This window comes from Nostoc sp. UHCC 0302 (genome assembly GCF_038096175.1).
In the GTDB taxonomy this organism is placed as follows: domain Bacteria; phylum Cyanobacteriota; class Cyanobacteriia; order Cyanobacteriales; family Nostocaceae; genus UHCC-0302.
Genome location: NZ_CP151101.1, coordinates 230,499 through 245,579, shown reverse-complemented (window position 1 = coordinate 245,579; position 15,081 = coordinate 230,499). Strand labels below are relative to the sequence as shown.

Below are 15,081 nucleotides of genomic sequence, written 5' to 3'. Positions count from 1 at the left end.
AATTCTTCTCAGCATTAATACTTAATAATATGAATATTTTTGGTAACTATTTTTGTATTATTTGTAGTACGCTTTGAAGTGCGGAAGATGGGTTCAAATGAGAGCTTGTATAGTCCTGCTACGGCTAACTTATAAGTACTACGAAAAGTGATTTTGCAACTTGGGGATAGTTTCACCAGCACCGTATCACCGCGCTTGGAAGCTTGCGTCACTCGACCTACACAATAAGAGGGTGCAATCTGATCGAGTTTTTCTACCAAGGAAACGCCTGTGACATCCCCTGTAGAATCAGTTGAAGGAATGCACTTCCATATTCCTTGATGTGCAAGTGCAGCTAATTCTTGACCGTTCTTAATTTTTATTGCTTCACATAAATCAGTAATTAGCTCGCCCTGCTCGATTCTTCCTGAGACACACCAACAAATTTCTGCTGTACTCATTCAATTACCTCTAGCTTTGGTCTTTTTTTTTGAGTCAATCAGGATTTAGAACTAGAAATCTCAACTCCTACATAGTACATAAATACCAAAATACAGGATTAAGAGCTAAATTTCCGGTTCTGAGGCGACTTTACTTTTACAAGCTTGCCATTTTGACATCTTACTTTTGGCAGTAGTACTGAATGGCACGCTTGAAAACGTGAAACTCCTACTGTGACTGGGTGTAGGGGTATAGGGGTGTGGGGTTGCATGGTTGAGAGTTGATTTATAAGTATTATTATTTGGTTTTTAGTTCTTTCCCTTAGACCCCAAAAGCCAGCTATATTAGGGGTTCGTGCTTATCTTAGTGCCATTCGTATTAGTACTGATGGTCTACTGCAAATCAAAATCAAGGCTGAATGTTTCGCCTTCCATATTTTCTTGGGCTTCGTGTGTAGATGGCTCTGCCGATTGAATAAATTGATTTTGCTTAGTAGTCATTGGCGTCAAAGATGGTTGTTGCGTGAGTACTTGTTGCATGGGGAATGCACCCCTTTTGAACGCAAAATAGCAATCAATGATAAAGTAAAGCGTCTCCAGGTAACTTTTACCTAACTGCTGTGATTCTGCAAATATGCGCTCACGGTAGCTATCTTTGATGCGAACCTTTTCTGCGGGTAAGTCAAGTTTTTCTGCCATTGTCAGATTTATAGAATAAAGGCGTTAGTTGTCAAGAGTCAGAAGCGTGAATGGGGTATAAATTCTGTGCAGCTGATGAATAAATGGTGAAAACCATACGGAAGCTCGTAGATAAGCGTGGTCTACTCTGCGCGATCGCCAGAGGTTTAAGCAGGAGTTTATCGGCTCCCGAAGCTGCCTTCGGGGCGTAAGGCGAACATTGGGTGGTGGATTGCCCAATTCACCAATTCCGTATTTTTCTGTATTACTTACTTGAGAGCAGGAACTGTATTTTTACTCAGGATGGCTTTTGCCATTTCTAAAAGCCCATTCGCATTAGCTTCCACCGGGTTTTCCCGTATTTTGAACCCGTTCTTCTCTAGTAGCTTCCTAAATCCAGGTAACAGGCAGCCTCCACCAATTGCCCAAATCTCATCTCCCGTGTGCTTGGCATCAAGTGTCATGTTCACTGGTTTCTTTAAATATTTTTCGTACCAATCTTTGAGGCAAGCGCCGTAAACATCTCTAATATCGATGTCACGGCTGTACTTGGTATGCCCCATTTCCAGACAATATCGAATTTTGGCCGCGTCCCCAATCTTCCCCCCATTTAAATATTTCATTTTTTGGGCAATATCTTCGATGAGAACTTCAACGCCTGCGGGGAAGGGGGTATGTACTTCTCGCTTTCCTTTGCTATAACGAGAATAGAGAGTTGTTCCATTGCCAAAATCCAAAACGGTTAGTTTTGGCGGGAGTTGCTGCCCAAACAATGCACCCATTCCCTCTGGTACAACTTTGAGAACTTCTATCTTCACGTCGGATTGTTTGCCAGCAAGGATTGGCTGGTATTCTCCGTTTAGGATTTGTTGCAACTCCTCTGCTAAACCAACATCATGTAAGCTGACGACTAACTTGAGATGCCAAGCCTTACGGTGTGGTAGATGCGCCAATGCACCTAACAATGTCAACAGCGCATTGTTGATTTTATTTTCATTGCTATCTGTGTTGCGGTCAAAATGATGTCCTGTACGGAAAGCGGATTCCCCAACAGTGTAAGCATTACCGTTAAAAATTACTCGTCCGGGGACATCTTCCATGTCTGCCGTAGAAATATAGCTGGGGACACGAACGACTTCAAAGCCATCGACTAAAAGTTTTAGACTCCCGTAGCCATTATCGAAGCCAGCAGGAAATATTCTTTGCAACGTGTGAATGTTCGACATATGGATCAAGTCAAGGTAAAGGAGTAATTAACAATTCAAGTAGTCAGCGCGTAATTATTTTGTCAGTAGAGTTTGGTCAAGAAATTTATTTGAGTCGAAGAATTTTTGGAGTAATCAAGTGACCACTAGTAACTTGATTACTAATTAACGTTTCAAGAGCGTATCATAAACCTCTTAGGTGTCAAGTGGGGTACAAATTATTCGCTATCAGAAAATACCCTAAGTAGCAGCCACGTATATCCTATGTAGGGGCTAAAACACCATCAAGTTTCTGAACAAGACTTAGGGTACATATAGCACCTACTTGTGTCCCATTAGGAATTTTTGGAATATTGATATCGACGAACTAAAAGTACGATTTCAACGAAAGGAAATTCAAATAATAAAATGCTCAGTACCTTTGGTTCTAAAAATTCTCAGTGGAAAAACTAATCCCCCAATTGATTTTTGAAATTGGGGGATTTTCGTTTATGGTTTGTCTTAGGGTCTTGGTATTTCTAATGTGGCAGAAGAGACAGAACCACTATAGAGCAAGTTTTGGTTAACTTTTGCTCCTGGCTTAATTTCTAACAAACCTTGTTCCATCTCACGTAGCAGAGCGTTAAACTCAAGCTCTGACATATAAACAGTATAGTTAGGGACTCTTGCCTTGTTCATCGACATCACTGATGGAAGTTATAGAAGTCAGGAATTATCCTACCATCCAAATCTCTTGTTTGAGGCGTTGCCTTCGGGAATTTCAAATGCTTTGAGTAAAAGTAGTTTCGCTTATCCGCATTCCCCTTTTATGCCCAAGGTGAAGCGATGCCTTCGGCAACCCGAAGCGGGAACGCTGTTGTCGAAATCACTTCCCTTGCTTGCAGTCTAATCGCTGTTTGCTCACAGTTGGGACATTTGACCTTCGCCAGAATCACTGAAGGCCGACCTTTGTACTCGCCCATTACAGGCTGTCCACTGTACTCGCTGATTATCCCCTGTTTGCAGTGATAGCACTCGAAGATAATACTCCCTACTTCTGAGTCGCAGTCGATAAACTGTATGTGTTGACAGGGTGATGGCGGTAATTCTTCTTCAGGATTAGATTCTGGGGGTTGACTTCGCCACTGATCCTTGGGTGAATGCTCTTGAGATTTTTGTTTTATGACTGGTTTCGCAATTGGCTTTACTACTGCATGAATATCAATCGTTTCCTCTTGCTGGGTTAATTCTACTGTGCTTTCCTTAGTTGGCGATTTCTCTGTTGCTGGTTCAGTAATAACAGTTATATCATCGGTAACTTGAGGATTTTGTTTAAATAGTTTAGATGGGCGCTGGGTAGATTTCATGTGACCCTTTGGTAAAAACTGGCTTTGTACCTATTGCCATTTAAATACTACTGAATCATCATTTTTATTTAAACCATCTTTAACTACTGCTCAAAACAGCTTTTAATGATCGATGGCATTTCTTTGTAAGCCTCTCATTATATATTTGACTCGTCTATTGATTGAAAAACCAGAATTAGCATGGCTGAATAGTTGTGTTCTTCTCTAACCAGAGCTACAATCTGCCGTATTAAAGGTGAATATTTCAAACTGCAATTTATACTTGTGAGCAAAACCCTCATTATTGCGCTATTTAACCAAAGTGGCGGTGTCGCCAAAACAACGCTCACTCAAAACTTGGGCTACCACCTTGCACTGAAAAAACGTCGTGTTCTGCTTGTGGATATGGATCCGCAGGCTAGCTTAACTACTTTCATGGGGTTTGAACCCGATGAATTAGACCAAACTATTCAGCAGGCAATTGTTGACAATAAGCCGTTGCCTATCCATCCTGAATTAATTCACGGTCTGGCGCTTGTTCCTGCTGATATTAATCTCGCAGCGTGCGAAATGCAGCTAGCAAGCGCGATCGCCAGAGAATATCGCCTGAAAAATGCGCTTGTCACAGTGCAAGAGAAATATGACTTTATTCTTATTGACTGCCCTCCTTCCTTGGGACTACTGAGTATTATCAGTCTTACTGCTGCTACTCACATTCTCGTCCCCATACAGTGTCAATTTAAATCGTTTAAGGGAACAGAACTTTTACTCAGTACAGTAGCTCAAGTCCGAGGTCATACCAACCCAAGGTTACAAATTGCTGGATTTGTTCCCACAATGTTTGATAGTCGTACTGCTCAAGAGTCACGCACTGTCAAAGCTGTGCAAGAACAATTATCAGATATTGCTACGGTATACCCACCTATTCCTAAAACTATTGCCTTTGCCGATGCATCTGAACGTAGAGTACCCTTAACATTATTTGATAAAAATCATCCCGCAGTTAGCGTACTCAAAAAAATTGCTAACAGTTTAGATAAACTTGAACTTTTACCGTGAGCAGCAAACGCAACGACCCCTACACTGCAATTAGAAAACCAGTTGAACTGCTGTTTGGTAGCGGTTCAATTAGTACGCAGCCTGATAGTAAAGCCAACGCTACTAACACTATCGCGATTACCAAAATCAAGCTGCCTTCATCACAACCCCGTCGCTACTTTGATCCTCAGAAGCTAGAAGAACTATCACGTTCTATAAAAGAACTAGGTATTCTCGAACCTCTGTTAGTACGTCCGCTCCCTGAAGGTGATTATGAATTAGTAGCAGGGGAAAGGCGTTATAGAGCGGCAACAATAGCAGGATTAACTGAAGTACCGATTGTTGCAAAGGTTATGGACGATGCGACTACATATCAAGTTCGCCTCGTTGAAAATCTTCAGCGTGAAGACCTTAATCCGCTGGAAGAAACTGAAGGCATCCTTGAACTGTTAGCTTTGCGGTTAGAAATAGGCGTTGATGAAGCTATCAAACTGCTGCAAAGAATGGAAAACGAGGCTAAAGGGAAAATTACCCGTAACGTTACGGGTAACGTTCAAACTTTGCTTGTTGAAGAGATATTTCAAGTCTTGGGATGCATGAAGTGGGACTCATTTGTTCGCAACCGCCTGCCTCTGCTCAGCCTTCCTGATGATGTATTGGAAGTGCTACGTTTTGGAAAACTTGAATACACTAAAGCACGAGTGATTGCACGAGTCCAAAATAAGAAAACTAGAAATGATTTACTAAAAACAGCAATTGAGCATAACCTCTCATTAAGCGAAATTAAACAAAAAATTCAAGAAATTGGCCAACAGTCTGAATCAGTGCCATTGGCTCAAACAGAATCCCTAGCCTTGAAAGAGCGTGTTGATAATACTTTTCAACGCTTTAAAAAAGCTAAATTGTGGGATGACCCTAAGAAAAAGACGAAAGTAGAAAAACTACTTGCACAGTTAGAAGCATTAATAAAAGAAGATTAAAGTTATCTTGAGATAGGCAAATACCCTTGCCTGTTGTCTGGAACCTGTTTGTGAAGCGAAACAGAATCAGCAGCGGACTGTCCTGCCTCGAATCCGTCAAATGAACCCCAAGAGGGTTTAAGAGTTCCATGCTTTAATTTGAGGTTTCGTGAGGTGTAAGCTTTGAGTTCTGCTTCTAGCCTTTCATATAGTGAGCGCACAACTATTGCTGTCACTTGCTCTGATTCAGAGTTGGCAGCTATACCCTCTCTTTTTTGCCGTTCACTGTTTTCAATAATTCTCACAGCAAGTCTATTTGCTGCACCTAATTTGAAAGCATTTTGAAATTTGCGTAGGCTTTGCCTGCCGCAGGCATCACCTTTGGTTTGCTTTGCTAATCGCTCAATAGTTTCCATCAAGTACTCAAACTGAATTCTGGCAGAAGCGATATTAATGGGTCGTCCCAGAATGATTAATTGTAACCCATGATGATTTTTGCGCGTAAAATCAAAGCAATAATTAGCCCGACATACTCCTGCCATTAAAATAACTTTCCACGATACAAGCCTTTGCCATTCAAAAACAATTTCTTCTTGCACCTGTTGTGGTTTGGAATCACCCAAGTCTGCCAAGGATAAATTATGCCGGGTTAGCATTTCTTGTGCTTTGGCAAAAGCTGCCATTGCCTCTGCTTCATTAGGAGATTGAGATAGTGCTAAGAGTTTTTTGATTTTGTCAGCAACTTTCTCCAGTTCTGATAGTTCAGTTACATTCATAGTAGTTATGATAATTGTCTAGTTTGAAATCAGTAAACTGAATAAAAATTATGACATCAACTCAACAACTAAGCATCTAAATATAGAAAACATAGCTATGAGTCCTGCTATTTACAGGCTGTAACGAACTCTAAGAAAGACTTTCAAAGAAAACTAGTTAAATAAAGGCTACAGAAGAAATGAAATTACCTGAACTGAATTCTGAAACGATTGATCGCATTATTGAAATGGCATGGGAAGATAGAACGCCTATGGAAGCCATCGAATCTCAGTTTGGACTACTTGAGAAACAGGTAATTGCTTTAATGAAGCGTGAAATGAAAAAATCTAGTTACCAAATGTGGCGAGAGCGAGTTAATAAACGTACAACAAAACATCTAAGTAAGCGAGAGTTTATTGCAGGTAGATTCAAGTCGCATAACCAAAAAACATAAATGAGTGATTAACCAGAAATTAGAAGATAAAGGGAAGTCTCTAAGATTATTTGTAATAAATAATACAACTATTGATACTACGTACTTTACTGTTAATAAGTTTAGCCTGTATAAAATTACATCGTTATAGAGTTTCCCTCTAGGCAACTTAACTCAATTCGTTTTGTGATGAACCGTTTACTGTCAGTCCCCAGCACCAGTTTATTGCCTGACATCACCTGAGAGTGAAACTTGGCTACTATTGCACTGCTATTTTTCACTTATACCAATGAACCTGACGGCCACCTAAGCGATATTCATTTTTGACAATGTAAAGTTTTTCGTCAAGAGGACGCATTTTACAGAAAACTAATCATTAGGTCATCAAGTCCGGCATCAGCGATGAACTAAAAGTTTAGCGTTGTAAACCAGATACTTCGTAAAGGTTAAGTCTGCTAAATTTTTAGAATTTTATAAAATTCTAAACCCGGTTTAACAGCCATACTGTAAATTTAGCGTCAACTAGATGTAGTGAGTAAACAAAAGCTATGCTTCCCGATAGCTCAAACGCTCATATTCCAGATTACACCATCGGTTCTACTCAAGCTCGAGTGATAGTCATTGGAGCAGGCTTCGCTGGATTAAGTGCTGCACGGCTATTAAAGACTAAGGGGTACGATGTAATAGTCTTAGAAGCTAGCGATCACCTGGGTGGTCGAGTCAAGACGAAATATCAGTTAGGTACGGCTATTGATCTAGGAGCTTCTTGGTTGCACGGTGGTTCGGGGAATCCTTTAAAGTCAGTAACCCAGGATAAGCAAATTCAAACCCAAGTTACAGATTACCGCAACATTGCCGCTTTCGATTTTGACCAACATAAATCAGTTGCAATTGAGCCAACGACCTTGGAGAGGGAACTCAAGCATTTTGAATCGGCACTGCAATCTGTTAGCCTGTTGCCATATTTGCGGACTCTGCTGGGTCGGCATCTTGGACTTGGCGGGTCTAAAATTACAGTTGCTGAGATTCTTGATGCCGCGTTTAATCGCTCCACTCAACCCGGTTCTCACTTTTCGCGCCTGATGAGGATGATGGTAGAAAATTTTTTTGCCTCACCCGCAGAAGAACTCGGACTTGCTAACTTGATACCTAAGTCAGCCACCCAAACACAGGAAGAACTGCTTCCAAATAGCGATCGCTTTGTGGTTAGTGGCATGGGTACAATCATAGATTATCTAGCTCGTGGGCTAACTATACAGTTGTCTGAAGTGGTTAATCAAATTATTTACGACCATCAAGGCGTATGTATTCATACTCAACAGCAAATTTACCAAGCAGACGCAGTAGTTGTAACAGTATCAATTGGTGTTTTGCGCTCAGGTCAAATTCTTTTTAATCCTCAACTACCAGCAACACATCGCCGCGCACTAACTCGCATTGATATGGGACTTTTGAACAAAGTTATTCTCCGATTTCCGGATGTCTTCTGGCCCAAAGAGGTCGAGCTGCTTGCCATGCTGGGCAATTCATTATGCCCATTTTATGTGAACCATGTTCCATACAGTGGAAGACCGATTCTTGTTGGGATGGCTGGCGGACACGCTTCACAGGAGATTGAGGTTCGTACAAACTCAGAGATTGTGAAACGCCTCTGTGCAGAACTTACTGCGGTACTCGGTAACAAGGTTCCTGAACCAACAGATGTTTATATTACCCGATGGGGACACGAACCATTTATATTAGGTTCTTATGCACGACTCCTAGTCGGGGCAACAGGCCTTGAGCCCAAGCAGTTAAGCCAACCGATTGCAGGTCGAGTATACTTTGCTGGTGAGGCTCTACATCCAACAGATCCTGGGACTGTGCATGGCGCTTTTTGGTCTGGTGAGCAAGCTGCACGCGCTCTAGAACGCCAATTCAATCATCTTAACTAACGGAAATATCTGATTAACGTTTCCAAAAAAGAGTAGGGCCAAGTTTGCGCTTAAGTTTGTAAATTCTCACAGGGCAATCATCATCGTTCCATCCTGGCTCGATTTCTTCTTGCTCAATGAGTTCATGTAAAGCCGCATCAAGGACACTGTAACTGCACTCAAGGACGTCTTTGAGTTCTCCGGCAGTTTTTTCTCCAGAACGCAGTTGTTCTAAAATAATCTGGTTAGCATAGTTCATAATCAGAAATTTGTAATAAATACTAAAATTGACTTTTACTAAGGAAGGTTGAAGAATAATCCTTAAGTCTTGTTGATTTTGGAACTTGTATGTGGAACTGAACCGAGGTGCAGCGTGATGATTAATCTCCCAAACATTGAGGTTCACTCCCAAATATACTTAAGCGCGAATTCAGTTGTCTACCGAGGGGTAAGCAAAGGAGAGGATACACTAATCATCCTCAAAGTTCTCAAACAAGACTATCCCACGCCTGGGGAACTTACGCGCTACAAACAGGAATATGAAATCACTCGTTCTTTAAATGTAGAAGGAGTGATAAAAGTTTATAGCATCCAAGAATATCAACGAACACTCGTGATGCTGTTGGAGGATTTTGGCGGGGAGTCATTAACAAAATTGTGTTCACAATTGCCTGGATTTAGCCCAATGCCCTTGGCTGATTTTTTACGTTTAGGGATTCAGATTGCAGAGATATTGGGTAAGATTCACAGCAGTAATGTCATCCATAAGGACATTAACCCCAGTAATATCGTTCTCAATAGAGCTACTGGGACAGTGAAAATTATAGATTTTGGGATTGCGACACGATTTGCGCGCACAAATCCGAGTTTTAAAAACCCTAATGTCCTAGAAGGCACCGTCGCTTATATCTCGCCGGAGCAAACCGGGAGAATGAACCGGATGTTAGATTACCGCACGGATTTTTACTCATTAGGAGTCACCTTCTACGAACTGCTAGTTGGGCAATTGCCGTTTGTCGCAACAGATGTACTGGAATTGGTGCATTGTCATATTGCTCTTGAGCCTGTTCCGCCTCATCAAGTGAATGCAGAAATTCCTGAAGTTGTCTCCGGCATCATTATGAAATTAATGGCGAAAAATGCCGAGGAGCGGTATCAAAGTGCTTGGGGAATCAAGACAGATTTAGAACAATGTCTCCACCAGCTAGAAAACACAGGTGGAATGGAAGCGTTTCAATTAGGCAGTCACGATATTTATGATAAGTTTCAGATTCCGCAGAAACTCTATGGACGTGGAATCCAAGTTGAGACGTTATTGACTTGTTTTGAGCGGATCAGTACAGGGTCAAATTCAGTAGTAGATGCATCTGCAAAGGGCAAGCCTGAAAGTGAGATGATGCTTGTCACAGGTTATTCTGGTATCGGCAAATCAGCCCTAGTGCAAGAAATTTATAAACCGATTACCCAAAAGCGCGGTTATTTCATTACAGGTAAATTTGACCAGTTTGGACGGAATATTCCTTACTCTGCAATTGTGAGTGCCTTTGAGTCCTTGATTGGGCAATTGCTCAGTGAACCAGAGACTTCTTTGCAACAATGGCGGGAAAAAATTCAAGCAGCTTTGGGTGCCAATGGGCAAATCATTGTTGATGTGATTCCTAATTTAGAACTAATAATTGGTAAACAGGCATCAGTCCCTCTAGTTGGAGCGACTGAAGCTCAAAATCGCTTTAATTTAGTGTTTCAAAAGTTTATCCGAGTATTTTGTGCAAAAGAACATCCTTTAGTTATCTTTCTGGATGATTTGCAGTGGGTAGACTCGGCAACACTCAAATTAATCGAGTTGATGATGAGCGATCGCTCTTCACAATATTTGTTTGTCATTGCAGCGTATCGAGACTCGGAAGTGAACTCAACTCATGGGTTAATAATGACTCTTGAGGATTTGAGAAAAGCGGGAACAACAATTAATCAGATTACTTTAGAGCCTTTGGGGTTGGAGGCTGTAGCTCAATTAATTGCCGATACATTACATAGTGACGCCGCTTGGATTCAACCTTTAGCAGAGTTAGTCATAAATAAAACTGATGGGAATCCCTTCTTTGTGAATGAGTTTCTCAAAACTCTGTACGCTGAAAATCTGCTGAGTTTTGATTTTGCGAGTCGCATCTGGCAGTGGAATATCGCTCAAATTCATGCCAGAGATATAACTGACAATGTGGTGGAGTTGATGATTGGTAAGCTCAAGCAACTGCCACAATCAACGCAGAACCTCTTAAGTTTGGCAGCTTGTGTTGGTGCTAATTTCAGCTTGAATATACTCGCTACTATCTGCGAAAAATCACCAGATGAACTTTACCCCGCGTTAGTTGAAGCAGTTCACTCAGGAGTCATACTCCCTATATCCGAATTAGATGCTCAACTATTAATTCAGGATTATAAATTTTTGCATGACCGCATTCAACAAGCGGCTTATGCTTTGATTGACGAAAATCAAAAACAAATCCTTCACTTACAAATCGGTCGTAATCTTTGGCAGCAAGCAGGCGAAACTTTATCGGAAAATATCTTTGAAATTGTCGATCATCTCAATCTCAGTCTTGAACTGGTGATTGAGCCAGCAGAACGAGAAGCGATGGCACAGTTGAATTTGATGGCAGCAAGGAAAGCGAAAGCGGCAACAGCTTTTAGTGCGGCATTGAAGTATTTAACCACGGGCATAGAGTTGTTTAGAAGTGATAGTTGGCAAGATCAGTATGACCTTGCCTTAGCTCTGCATTCAGAAGCTACAGAAGCGGCGTATCTGTGCGGTAACTTCGATGAGATGGAGAAATGGGCTACAGTTGTCTTGCAGCAAGCAAAGACCATTCTGGATAAAGTGAAAGTTTATGAAGTAAAAATCCAAAGCTGTGTGGCGCAGAGCCAACAACTCGAAGCAATCAAAATAGGGCTGCAAGTACTGGAACAGTTAGGGATAAGCTTAGTAGAATTGCCAACTCAGTTGGATATTAAGCGAAGGCTGAAGGAAACAACGGCTGCTTTAATGCAGAGAAACATAGAGGAGTTAGTAAAGCTCCCGTCCATGACAGATGCCTACAAGCTGGCAGCTATGCGTATCTCATCAAGTATAGGTTCTGCTACGTATCAAGTTGCATCTGTATTGTTACCGCTGATTGCCTGCGAACAAGTGAATTTGTCTATAAAATATGGAAATTCACCTTTTTCATCTTTTGCTTATGCTGCTTACGGACTAATCCTAGCTGGGGTAGCCAACGATATTGAATCCGCTTATCAATTTGGTCAATTGGCTTTAAGTCTAGTTGAACATTTCAATGCTAAAGAACTCAAGTCTAAAATAATCTTTCTATTTGCAACGTTTATAGTTCATAGAAAACATCATCTTAGAGATGCTATTACACTTTTACAAGAAGCTTACTCTAGCGGCATAGACAACGGAGATTTTGAATATGCTAGTAATGCCGCAGTGAGCAAATGTCGATATTCATTTTTCAATGGTTTAAAACTGACGGAGTTGGAACGGGAGATGGCTTTTTATAGTAATGCCATAGCTCAACTGGAAGCAGGAAATAACTTAAGCCAGAATCAAATGCACCACCAGGTAGTCCTTAATTTACTCTCGACAGTTGAAAATCCTTGCTGTTTACAAGGTGATGCCTACGATGAAGAGAAATCACTACCATTTCATTTAGCTGTTAATGATAAAAACTCACTTAATTTACTTTATCTTTACAAACTTATACTCTGTTATCTGTTTGGGAAGTTCACTCAAGCTCTAGAAAATGCAACCTTTGCTGAACAGTATTTAGAGGGTGCAATAGGAATGGTAAGTGTTCCTAACTTCCATTTCTACGATTCTTTGGTGCGGCTAGCAGTATATCTGTCCGTCTCCAAATCAGAACAAAAACAACTGCTCCTCAAGGTGACAAGCAACCAAGAGAAGATGCAAAATTGGGCGCAATATGCACCGATGAATTTTCAGCATAAATACGACTTGGTAGAAGCAGAGAAAGCCAGAGTATTAGGTAATATCCTTGAGGCTGAAGAATTCTATGAAAGAGCAATTATTGGCGCAACTGAAAACGAATATATCCAAGAAGAAGCATTAGCTTATGAGTTAGCAGCCAAATTTTATGAATCGCGTGGCTTGTTAAAGTTTGCCTCTACTTATATGAAAGAGGCGCACTATTGCTACAAGCACTGGGGAGCTTTAGCCAAAGTTAAAGATTTGTCAGCTAAATACCCACACCTGCTGGCGACTTCACCACAAAAAAGAAGCATGACTATACACACAGACATCGCAACTCCTCATGCGACAACTAATACTAGCTCAAACAAAGATTTGGATTTAGCTACAGTTATTAAAGCATCGCAAACAATTTCCGGTGAAATTGTTCTTGAGAAGTTACTAGCAGCTTTGATGAAAATATTAATTGAGAATGCCGGGGCACAAACTGGCTACTTGATTTTAAAAAACTTAGGACAATTGCTAATTGAAGCTGTTGGCAAGGTGAATTGTGAAGACGTAACAGTTTTGCAGTCAATACCCATTTATAATTGCTTACCTTTATCTATTATTAACTATGTCGCCCGCACCCATGAAAGTGTAGTTTTAAATGATGCAATACATGAGGGCAACTTTACGAGTGAGCCTTACATTGAGGCGCATCAAACTAAATCAATTTTGTGTACTCCACTACTCAACGGTGGTAGACTTATTGGCATTCTCTACCTAGAAAATAATCTGACAGTTGGGGCATTTACAAAAGAGCGCTTGTCAGTCCTAAATTTGTTATCCTCTCAAGCGGCAATCTCAATTGAAAATGCCACTCTCTACACCCAATTAGAACAAAAGGTACAACAGCGCACTGCTCAACTTGCCCAAGCTACAGAGCAAGCACAAGTTGCCAATCTTGCTAAAAGTGCTTTTTTAGCAAACATGAGCCATGAACTTCGGACTCCCTTAAATACGATTCTGGGCTTCTCCCAATTGCTTAATCGCTCAAATGAATTGTCTCAAGAATCCCTGGAATATTTAGAAATCATCAACCGCAGCGGTGAACATTTGCTTACTCTGATTAACCAAGTTCTAGAATTATCTAAAATCGAAGCGGGACGGACAATACTTAATGAAACATCTTTCAATCTTCATCACTTACTGAGTGAATTGGAGAATATGTTCCAACTTAAAGCCAAGGATAAAGATTTATGCTTGCGTTTTGAGTTGCAACCGGAAGTTCCCCAGGTTGTCTGCACAGATGAGGTCAAACTACGTCAAGTGTTGATTAATCTGCTCTCAAACGCCCTCAAGTTTACTAAATCAGGGGGTGTATCAGTGAGAGTGTCAGTTTTGCTAGATGAATTATTAGCAGTAGAAGATAACGGACAACAGAAAATCCACTTTGAAGTTGAAGATACTGGTGTTGGTATTAACCCTCATGAGTTAGAGCAGCTATTTGAAGCCTTTGTACAAACTCAAACTGGTATCCAATCGCAACAAGGGACTGGTTTAGGATTGGCGATCGCTCGCTCATTTGTACAATTGATGGGAGGCGACATTACTGTGAGTTCTTCTGTGGGATATGGCAGTGTCTTCAAGTTTGATATTTGTGTATCTTCAGTTGAAACTCCCCAAACCCAAGCACCACAATCAACCCGTCGCGTTTTGGCTCTACAACCAAATCAGCCTCACTATCGGCTTTTAATTGTGGATGACCTGCCTGAAGGTCGCCAACTACTGATGAAATTGCTTTCTGGTTTTGGTTTTGAACTGCAACAAGCAACTGATGGTCAACAAGCAATTGAAGTTTGGCAAAAATTCTCGCCGCACTTAATATTTATGGATATGCGGCTACCAGTACTGAATGGGCTGGAAGCTACAAAACGTATTAAATGTACTACCGCTGGGATTGCTACAAAAATTGTAGCTGTGACTGCCTCGTCTTTAGAGTCAGAGCGGGCTGCAATCCTAGCTGCTGGTTGTGATGACTATATCCGTAAGCCCTTTAAAGAGGCTGATATTTTTGATACTATATCTCAGCATCTTGGTGTGCGCTATATCTATAATGAAGCAGTTAATACACCACCTGCGGATCAAAATAAGCCATATATCTTAACTCCTACTGCTCTAAGTGTCCTGGGGGCTGATTTAGTTGAACAGTTGCATTCTTCTGCTATCCGGGTAGATGGCAAGCAAATTCTGAAAATCATCGAGCAAATTTCCCATAATCATGCTGACATCGCCTCAAGCCTTACTGATCTGGTTGATAACTTTTGTTTTGAAGAAATTGTCACTTTAACTCGACCAGGCTAGAGCAATCCTCTCCAGCATTAAGAA

12 protein-coding genes are annotated in these 15,081 nt (G+C 41.0%); 5 read left to right on the top strand and 7 right to left on the bottom strand.

What is annotated here, in order from left to right:
* Nucleotides 1-14: 14 nt before the first annotated feature.
* The 5 genes from WKK05_RS39495 to WKK05_RS39475 all read right to left on the bottom strand — a co-directional run bounded on the left by WKK05_RS39495 (nucleotide 15) and on the right by WKK05_RS39475 (nucleotide 3,648).
* Entirely contained in the window at nucleotides 15-440 is a 426-nt protein-coding gene (locus WKK05_RS39495) for a hypothetical protein (protein WP_341531695.1), read from the bottom strand.
* 372 nt (nucleotides 441-812) lie between these two features.
* A complete protein-coding gene (locus WKK05_RS39490) occupies nucleotides 813-1,118 on the bottom strand; it encodes a hypothetical protein (RefSeq protein ID WP_341531694.1) in 306 nt (101 codons plus the stop codon).
* 248 nt (nucleotides 1,119-1,366) lie between these two features.
* Nucleotides 1,367-2,323, bottom strand: a complete 957-nt coding sequence (locus WKK05_RS39485; RefSeq protein WP_341531693.1) for a ParM/StbA family protein — start codon at nucleotides 2,321-2,323, stop codon at nucleotides 1,367-1,369.
* 480 nt (nucleotides 2,324-2,803) lie between these two features.
* Complete coding sequence (locus tag WKK05_RS39480; RefSeq protein WP_341531692.1) at nucleotides 2,804-2,980, bottom strand: hypothetical protein; 177 nt, start codon at nucleotides 2,978-2,980, stop codon at nucleotides 2,804-2,806.
* A gap of 128 nt (nucleotides 2,981-3,108) precedes the next feature.
* Nucleotides 3,109-3,648, bottom strand: coding sequence for a hypothetical protein (locus tag WKK05_RS39475; protein ID WP_341531691.1), 540 nt, complete (start codon nucleotides 3,646-3,648; stop codon nucleotides 3,109-3,111).
* A gap of 264 nt (nucleotides 3,649-3,912) precedes the next feature.
* Between WKK05_RS39475 and WKK05_RS39470 the strand changes: the two genes are divergently transcribed.
* Together WKK05_RS39470 and WKK05_RS39465 are read left to right on the top strand one after the other, a co-directional pair.
* Nucleotides 3,913-4,686, top strand: a complete 774-nt coding sequence (locus WKK05_RS39470; RefSeq protein WP_341531690.1) for a ParA family protein — start codon at nucleotides 3,913-3,915, stop codon at nucleotides 4,684-4,686.
* Complete coding sequence (locus tag WKK05_RS39465; protein ID WP_341531689.1) at nucleotides 4,683-5,645, top strand: ParB/RepB/Spo0J family partition protein; 963 nt, start codon at nucleotides 4,683-4,685, stop codon at nucleotides 5,643-5,645. The genes WKK05_RS39470 and WKK05_RS39465 overlap by 4 nt, the downstream gene beginning before the upstream one ends.
* A gap of 2 nt (nucleotides 5,646-5,647) precedes the next feature.
* On the opposite strand, the gene WKK05_RS39460 is transcribed toward WKK05_RS39465, so the two are convergent.
* A complete protein-coding gene (locus tag WKK05_RS39460; protein ID WP_341531688.1) occupies nucleotides 5,648-6,400 on the bottom strand; it encodes a DUF2786 domain-containing protein in 753 nt (250 codons plus the stop codon).
* Between the two features lie 179 nt (nucleotides 6,401-6,579).
* Between WKK05_RS39460 and WKK05_RS39455 the strand changes: the two genes are divergently transcribed.
* Nucleotides 6,580-6,834 (top strand): TIGR03643 family protein, encoded by a 255-nt coding sequence (locus WKK05_RS39455; RefSeq protein WP_341531307.1) that lies wholly within the window; start codon nucleotides 6,580-6,582, stop codon nucleotides 6,832-6,834.
* A 527-nt stretch (nucleotides 6,835-7,361) separates the two neighbouring features.
* The gene (locus WKK05_RS39450; protein WP_341531687.1) at nucleotides 7,362-8,747 is read left to right on the top strand and encodes an FAD-dependent oxidoreductase; all 1,386 of its coding nucleotides are present in this window, start codon (nucleotides 7,362-7,364) and stop codon (nucleotides 8,745-8,747) included.
* A gap of 13 nt (nucleotides 8,748-8,760) precedes the next feature.
* On the opposite strand, the gene WKK05_RS39445 is transcribed toward WKK05_RS39450, so the two are convergent.
* On the bottom strand, nucleotides 8,761-8,985 hold the full coding sequence (locus tag WKK05_RS39445; protein WP_341531686.1) for a hypothetical protein: 225 nt from the start codon (nucleotides 8,983-8,985) through the stop codon (nucleotides 8,761-8,763).
* Between the two features lie 117 nt (nucleotides 8,986-9,102).
* Here WKK05_RS39445 and WKK05_RS39440 point away from each other — a divergent pair, with 117 nt between their 5' ends.
* A complete protein-coding gene (locus tag WKK05_RS39440) occupies nucleotides 9,103-15,057 on the top strand; it encodes an AAA family ATPase (protein WP_341531685.1) in 5,955 nt (1,984 codons plus the stop codon).
* Nucleotides 15,058-15,081: the final 24 nt, after the last annotated feature.

What these genes read in the sequence shown, in the direction of transcription:
- WKK05_RS39495 (WP_341531695.1), bottom strand. Translation starts at nt 440, where the DNA reads ATGAGTACAGCAGAAATTTGTTGGTGTGTCTCAGGAAGAATCGAGCAG.
- WKK05_RS39490 (WP_341531694.1), bottom strand. Translation starts at nt 1,118, where the DNA reads ATGGCAGAAAAACTTGACTTACCCGCAGAAAAGGTTCGCATCAAAGAT.
- WKK05_RS39485 (WP_341531693.1), bottom strand. Translation starts at nt 2,323, where the DNA reads ATGTCGAACATTCACACGTTGCAAAGAATATTTCCTGCTGGCTTCGAT.
- WKK05_RS39480 (WP_341531692.1), bottom strand. Translation starts at nt 2,980, where the DNA reads ATGAACAAGGCAAGAGTCCCTAACTATACTGTTTATATGTCAGAGCTT.
- WKK05_RS39475 (WP_341531691.1), bottom strand. Translation starts at nt 3,648, where the DNA reads ATGAAATCTACCCAGCGCCCATCTAAACTATTTAAACAAAATCCTCAA.
- WKK05_RS39460 (WP_341531688.1), bottom strand. Translation starts at nt 6,400, where the DNA reads ATGAATGTAACTGAACTATCAGAACTGGAGAAAGTTGCTGACAAAATC.
- WKK05_RS39455 (WP_341531307.1), top strand. Translation starts at nt 6,580, where the DNA reads ATGAAATTACCTGAACTGAATTCTGAAACGATTGATCGCATTATTGAA.
- WKK05_RS39450 (WP_341531687.1), top strand. Translation starts at nt 7,362, where the DNA reads ATGCTTCCCGATAGCTCAAACGCTCATATTCCAGATTACACCATCGGT.
- WKK05_RS39445 (WP_341531686.1), bottom strand. Translation starts at nt 8,985, where the DNA reads ATGAACTATGCTAACCAGATTATTTTAGAACAACTGCGTTCTGGAGAA.
- WKK05_RS39440 (WP_341531685.1), top strand. Translation starts at nt 9,103, where the DNA reads ATGATTAATCTCCCAAACATTGAGGTTCACTCCCAAATATACTTAAGC.